An 897-nucleotide genomic window follows, 5' to 3' on the forward strand; every position below is an offset into this window, starting at 1 on the left:
ACCGTTGTGCAAAATTTGAAAAAAATCTAATTTGTATAAAAATTTTAATAACATACATAGATTTATATTATTAATTTATTTATTAATGATTACATCTTGTAAGGATACCGATAACTCAAATAATATTAAAATTATAAGTGAATCACCTTATATATATTACATTTTTGATGAAAATGGAATGCATTGTTTTGATGAAAGGTTTCAACAAAATGATACTATAAGTAAAATATCAAATTCAGGTAGAGAATATTACTTTAATAATGAAATTGAAAAAGCTGAAAATCAAATTAATGAAGGGTTGAAAATTGACTCTCTAGATCCGATTTTAAATAATGATTTGGCTAATATTTATAAAGAAAATAAAAAGTTTGAAAAATCAATCATTCATTATAATAAAGCAATCAAAATTTCTGACTCAATCTATTTTCCACCATTAATAAATCTAGCTGACTTATACGCAACGCTAGGAGAACAATCTAAATCAGAAAAAATTTATTTTTATATTATTAATAATAATGAATCTAAAATTTACCAAGGCATTGCATTTTATGGGTTAGCTAATATGTACTATAAATATGGATATATAGATAAAGCAAAATCGAACCTTAAAACTGCTAAAAAACTCGTACAAAAGGATAAAAATATTTTGAAGAAATTAACTGAATTAAAAGTGAAAATAAATCAATATTAATGAAAAAAACTTTGCACAACACCGTATATAGCTCATAGCTTAGCAGTTACTCAATTCAAAGTTTAGTTTTTTTTGGTAAGTCGCCAAATTTTTAAATTTAACAACTTTCCAAAAAATAAAATAAGTAGTAAATTTAAAATTTGGCTTGCTCTTAAACCGAAAAAAAATCGCTAATTTACACGCTACGAGCCATATACAAAACCGTT

General features: G+C 23.6%; 1 protein-coding gene. It reads left to right on the top strand.

Going from position 1 to position 897, the window contains the following annotated elements; all coding sequences use genetic code 11:
* The first annotated feature begins 85 nt into the window (after positions 1–85).
* Positions 86–691, top strand: a complete 606-nt coding sequence (locus ACFSQ0_RS03190) for a tetratricopeptide repeat protein (protein WP_379044017.1) — start codon at positions 86–88, stop codon at positions 689–691.
* The last annotated feature ends 206 nt before the right edge of the window (positions 692–897 follow it).

Origin of the sequence: Mesonia sediminis, from assembly GCF_042684705.1 — a bacterium.
In the GTDB taxonomy this organism is placed as follows: domain Bacteria; phylum Bacteroidota; class Bacteroidia; order Flavobacteriales; family Flavobacteriaceae; genus Mesonia; species Mesonia sediminis.